5 protein-coding genes and 1 pseudogene are annotated in these 5,129 nt (G+C 46.3%); 3 read left to right on the top strand and 3 right to left on the bottom strand.

Annotated elements, in window-relative coordinates; all coding sequences use genetic code 11:
* A pseudogene (locus MO867_RS20375) lies at window positions 1-248 on the top strand (hypothetical protein); the annotation flags it as partial.
* A gap of 177 nt (window positions 249-425) precedes the next feature.
* Here MO867_RS20375 and MO867_RS20370 read toward each other — a convergent pair.
* From MO867_RS20370 to MO867_RS20360, 3 genes are all read right to left on the bottom strand, one after another.
* Window positions 426-1,205 (bottom strand): transporter substrate-binding domain-containing protein, encoded by a 780-nt coding sequence (locus MO867_RS20370; RefSeq protein ID WP_252472512.1) that lies wholly within the window; start codon window positions 1,203-1,205, stop codon window positions 426-428.
* A gap of 381 nt (window positions 1,206-1,586) precedes the next feature.
* Window positions 1,587-2,540 (bottom strand): alpha/beta hydrolase family protein, encoded by a 954-nt coding sequence (locus MO867_RS20365; RefSeq protein ID WP_252472510.1) that lies wholly within the window; start codon window positions 2,538-2,540, stop codon window positions 1,587-1,589.
* 96 nt (window positions 2,541-2,636) lie between these two features.
* A complete protein-coding gene (locus MO867_RS20360; RefSeq protein WP_309143322.1) occupies window positions 2,637-3,362 on the bottom strand; it encodes an SDR family NAD(P)-dependent oxidoreductase in 726 nt (241 codons plus the stop codon).
* A 143-nt stretch (window positions 3,363-3,505) separates the two neighbouring features.
* Between MO867_RS20360 and MO867_RS20355 the strand changes: the two genes are divergently transcribed.
* Both MO867_RS20355 and MO867_RS20350 read left to right on the top strand, forming a co-directional pair.
* Window positions 3,506-4,099, top strand: coding sequence for a TetR/AcrR family transcriptional regulator (locus MO867_RS20355; RefSeq protein WP_252472509.1), 594 nt, complete (start codon window positions 3,506-3,508; stop codon window positions 4,097-4,099).
* A gap of 88 nt (window positions 4,100-4,187) precedes the next feature.
* The gene (locus MO867_RS20350; RefSeq protein ID WP_252472507.1) at window positions 4,188-4,784 is read left to right on the top strand and encodes a DUF4291 domain-containing protein; all 597 of its coding nucleotides are present in this window, start codon (window positions 4,188-4,190) and stop codon (window positions 4,782-4,784) included.
* Window positions 4,785-5,129: the final 345 nt, after the last annotated feature.

Below are 5,129 nucleotides of genomic sequence, written 5' to 3'. Positions count from 1 at the left end.
TATCCGGCCTTGGTTCCTACCTATTTCGCCCCCTAAAACTGTCCGAAGTATTGAGTGCTTACACAAGAAATAATGCCGCGACTGCAGTCTGTGGTGCTCCAGGAATTACAATTCCTATTGGGGGCGGCGCAAAAGGCCTGCCCGCAGGTCTGGAACTGGACGGACAGCCTGGCGGTGATTTGACGCTGCTTGCGATTGCCAAAGAAGTCGAACAAACCCTTAGAGCTTCAGGGTCACTCGGTGATTAATCACTCAACTAACACACCGACCACATTCAATGCTCAATACCTGATAATCGCATAAAAAATGAGTGAAATACTCAGCTAAGGTACAACCCAGATATTGGCTGCAAGAAAAAAAACAACAGGTAAAGATCTGATATTTTATCCCGCCAGGAAAAACCCACAAAAAATTTCATACGAAATCTAGATGTCGCTATTTTCATCTTTGGATTTCCTGAGGTTTTTCATCGCATTACTCAACAACTTATCTATCTCGCCACTCTCCCTTAAACTCTCAATCGCCATATTGAGCTGATTGAGCAATTTTTGATTACCTTTTTTTACACCAATAGCGAAAGGTTTTTCATCAAACTCTCCGCTAATATCAACGAGCTTATATTGGGTCGGATAGGCCGAAGCTTCGCGTAGTAGAACCAAATTAATAATATCGTTTGAGACAGCATCTGCATTCCCACTTCTTAGAGCTTCAAGGGTTGCCGAGCTTGTAGGTACAACAATCAAACTAGCCCCGTCCAAAGATGAAATAGCTGAGCGCATACGCTTTAGAGATAAGGAACCTTTGGTGACGGCAATTCGCTTCCCTTGCAAATCGGCAAGGTCTTCTATTTTACTTCCTTTAGGTACAAGCAGTCCCTCACCGGTTTCATAATAAGGAATTGAAAAAGCTACTTTTGCCCTCCTTTCTGGTGTAATCGTAAATTGTGATACCACCATATCTACGGTACCCTCTTGAAGTACTTTAACCCGATCCTTGTCCGATACACGAACTAGCTCTACATGACCGGGCTCGCCAAATAACTTCTCCCCAATTGCCTTAGCCAAATTGGGTTCAAAGCCTCCTATATCACCAGATTTTGGGTTCCTGTATGCCAGCCCAGGGATATCCTCAGTTATTCCTACCCTCAGTTTTTTCTTGCCTAAATCGGCTCTTACTTCTTCGGCGCAGAAAGCCAACACCATCATCAGACAACATAGAAAACGCGACACAAGACACACAGCAAAACCTTCAAAGTAAGTTATTTATCGATTCACATTAGTACTAAATACAACCATACATCACGAGTTTCAATTTAGAGGGAAAAATAAGCCCAGGTAGGATTTACAAAAATGGGGAGCCATGCCTTTAGCAACCCCAGCGATCAACCAAAGCGGGGAAATACCGGTAACAGATCAAATAGATACATGCTCAACCTGTACGCAAGGCCACTCTCAACAATCAAATGGACAATTCATACACCATAGCCCGCCACTTGCTTTTGATAACTAGGCGGAGCCGCCAGTAGGATGGATCGACTGCGGCAATACTTACTCGCCACATCACTGGAATACGCCGCCCAACCCCAATTACTGGACAGGTGGCTTTTCATCTATGCGCCCAACGGCACACTCCGTGGTCGACAGAACTGCCAACGCAGCTCTCCAGGCAGCCTCCTCCCCATAAAGTTTTTTCTGCAAATAGGCAGTGATCATCACCTGAAGAACGGCTATATGATCGGGGTTATTATCCTCCCTATCGATGACACCATATCCATTGATTCCACCGAGTAAATGCTTGGCCCCGGTGAGCGTCAATAGGTACTCAGCGCCCACTCCTAACGTAAAAGCATCGGTAAACCAGTCCGGCCCGCGGATACTTAATGGGGAATCATCCTGATCCGCAGCTACAACCAAGCTGGGATGAACCATTTCAGTAAAACTGGGATTCATAAAGGAAAAGTGCTCCGCGGCAAAGGGAGATAAATTTTCTCCACCCATGCCCGGTGCACAGAGCAAAACACCAGCTTTAATACGTACATCAGACATATCCAGACCTGGTTTGTTATCCGCACCTAATACCCGAGCCCCCAATAGCATTCCCACCGTTTGCGCGCCGTAGGAATGGCCAATAGCCACTATACGCTCCTTATCCAGACGCCCTTGCAGTGATGGAACCGTCTTTTCTATACGATCCAGTTGATCCAGTGTATTGGTCATATCAGACACTCGATACTGCCAAATCTCCGAGGTGCGCGAATCATCAAGAGACAGCCCTGAAGAACTGGAGTCAAGAAATATAGGCTGCAACACAACAAACCCGCTAGAAGCCAGATATTCAACCAACGGTGCATACCCAAATGATGGCGATTGATATCCGTGAGCAAAAATAACGATGGGCAGATCATTACCCGCTACCGGCGCAGTAATACGCACTTTAAGCGTCTGCCCCCTTTTCTTATCAGAAAGGGATACAGAATCGAAAGTTATAAAAGCCTCCCGCCTACTCTCGATTTTGGCTGAGACTGAATTTATAGATTTCATTGATTTTTTCCCCAGAATAATGACATTCTGCCAATAGAGTTGAATTGAAAATGGTTTACAAAGAAAAAACAGACCGGGTTATAAAGAGAACCTTTTTTACCAAGACATGGGTCCACCAAAGCTCGAAAAGGTGCCAGAGCGCCCTTGGGCGCCCGAGAGAGCAATACGTACCGCTTCCCGTGCACCCTGCTCTACCGTTTGTGAACCCTCAAAATTATTCAGGCCCGTACAAGTGAATCCCGGGCAAACCGCATTAACTTTGATATTGGATTTTTCAAGGTCGATGGAAAAAGCCACTGTCACTGCGTTGACCGCCGTTTTAGAAATAGAATAAGTGCCAAACATTGAGCGCGCAGGATTTGTAGGATTGGAATGACTGCCTAGCGATCCCGCACCACTGGATACATTGACTATCCTTGCTGCCGGTGACAACTTGAGCAATGGCAGCATGGCCTGGGTAACCGCAATAACACCAAATACATTGGTTTCAAATACTGAACGTACCTCCTCTAAAGAAACTGTACTGAGCTTTGTTCTCTTGCCAATTTCCACCAAAGGCGTTCCATCTTTGCCGGCATGGCTAATCGCGGCGTTATTAACCAAGATGTCCAAGCAACCAAATTCACTAAGAATTGTATCGGCCGCATCTCGGATACTTCGGTCGTCAGTCACATCAAGCCGGAGCCACCCGGCGTTCTCACCAATTGCATTAACAGCAAGCCTCCCCTGATCTTGTTCACGTGTGCCAACCAAGACGAAAATGCCATTTGCGGCAAGATCTTTTGCTATTTGCAGTCCAATTCCCCTATTCGCCCCGGTAATCAGTGCAACGGGTTAATCAATCATTCGTGCCTCCAGGCATACACAGTAAAACAGCCATTGGCGCCACCCAGGCACTATGGCAAAATCGGAACAACGTTCCGAAACAATATACGGAACAATGCTCCGCTTTACAAGAGAGAACCATGAGTAAATCAGACCCGTCCGATATAGGCTCCCCCAAAGGCCGCACAAAACGCGCCGATAGCCTACGCAATCAAGACGCCCTACTTCAGGCAGCGAAGGAGGTTTTTGCCATCTCTGGAGTGGATGCGCCCGTGCGTAAGATCGCGGGCAAAGCTGGAGTTGGCGTAGGCACCTTGTATCGGCATTACCCAAACCGGGCAGACCTGATCGCCGCAGTTTTTCGGCGGGAAATTGATAGCTGCAACGAAGAAGTTCGGGCTAAAGTAGTGAAGCTTCAGCCCTTCCCGGCCCTCGCTATGTGCATGCAACGCCTTGCACTATTTTTTGCCACCAAACGAGGCCTGTCTGAGGTGCTGCACTCCGGCGACCCGGCTTTTGAATCCCTGCCCAGCTACTTCGACCAACACTTAAGACCCATGCTGAAACAAGTTCTCGATACAGCGATCGATTCAGGCGAAGTTCGCTCGGATATTGAAGCTGACGAATTGCTCGGGGGGATAGCCAGGCTGGCAATGTCATCTTCAGAGGATTCTTCCAGACAGGTACAGCGTATGGTGACATTACTGGCAGACGGACTTCGATTTAAGGAATGAGCACTACTTTTTTGAAGGTAATAAAAAGCGGCGACCCAAATGCCAGCCTAAGAGAAATCAAAAACCTAAGTTATCCAGGAGTTACATAATGATGGTCCCAACACGCCAAATACGCGCTAGCTATAATGACGATACCATTCGCGTCTATCAGGCCTATAGCAGCACCATTGCAAACTCTGCACTGTTGCGGGGTACATTTATATCCCCCCCCTTTAAAATGGCTCGTATGACCTGGATTAAACCCTCATTTTTATGGATGATGTACCGCTCCGGTTGGGGAGAAAAAGATAGCGGGCAAAATCGTATTCTGGCAATTGATATCTCAAGATCTGGTTTTGAATGGGCCCTACAGCATAGCCTGCTTAGCCATCCCTCTGGTGAACAATTTGATAAAGACACATGGCTAGAAATTAAAAAAACCACGCCTGTACGTATCCAGTGGGATCCTGAGCGAAATTTGCACTTAGAACCCCAGGCCCACCGAGCCATTCAAATCGGCCTATCCAATGAAGCGGTATCACTGTATGTCAATGAGTGGATTCAACAAATCACCGATATCACCGACTTTTCCCAAAAAATATACCAGCTGGTAAAAAGTGGGGACCTAAAAACCGCAAACAGCCGCATCCCTCTTGAAAAAGAGTACCCGGTAAACGATTTACTAAAAGTTAAATTAAAGATGTGATATTAATAATGAAATTCAAATTTCCTAACAAATCGACACACATTGCGTCCTGCAACCTTCTGGCAGAGCTATACAATATGCAAACCCACCCCAGATAGAAATATCCCTGGGCAGGTTACTAACCTGCCAACTAATATATCGCTTGAAGATTCAAAATCATACATTCCTAACTTCCACCTACTTAGGCGCTATACGTCAGTCTGTATGAGAACACCTTCTATCCCACCACCCTCAAATCAAAATCCAATTCTTTTCTTTCTACGAAAATACACCCCTTCACTTGATCTTTACAACACTTCGGACAGTTTCATGCAGCTATAGCCCCATAGTCACTGTACTGCTCGT

The organism is Microbulbifer okhotskensis, assembly GCF_023895975.1.
Taxonomy (GTDB): domain Bacteria; phylum Pseudomonadota; class Gammaproteobacteria; order Pseudomonadales; family Cellvibrionaceae; genus Microbulbifer; species Microbulbifer okhotskensis.
The sequence above is the reverse complement of the archived record's forward strand: the minus strand, read 5'-3'. Positions and strand labels throughout refer to the sequence as shown.